Origin of the sequence: Tritonibacter sp. SIMBA_163 (assembly GCF_046535935.1) — a bacterium.
In the GTDB taxonomy this organism is placed as follows: Bacteria; Pseudomonadota; Alphaproteobacteria; order Rhodobacterales; family Rhodobacteraceae; genus Epibacterium; species Epibacterium scottomollicae.
Window position 1 is genome coordinate 1 of record NZ_JAWJBP010000381.1, and the last position, 276, is coordinate 276.

Genomic DNA, 276 nt, shown 5'->3' on the forward strand with positions numbered 1-276 from the left:
GTTGCATTCCCCCTGAAAGTTCATGAGGATGCTTTTTCTCAGCGCCGGTTAAGCCCACCAGTTCAATATGCTCTTTGACCACCCGCTTCCGTTGTCGTTCCGGCATTTCAGGATAAACGGTTTCAATGGCAAAGGCAATATTTTCTTGCACACTCATCCACGGCATGAGGGCATAATTTTGGAAGACCATCCCCCGATCTGCACCTGGTCCAGTAATGGGAAAACCATTCATCAGCACCGTGCCATGAGTAATTGAAGATAATCCAGCAATGATAT

Annotated in this window: 1 protein-coding gene; it reads right to left on the minus strand. The window is 47.1% G+C overall.

Annotated features, from left to right (window positions below; all coding sequences use genetic code 11):
• A partial coding sequence (locus tag R0J92_RS22810; RefSeq protein WP_411053343.1) for an ATP-binding cassette domain-containing protein occupies window positions 1–276 on the minus strand: 276 nt, incomplete at both ends.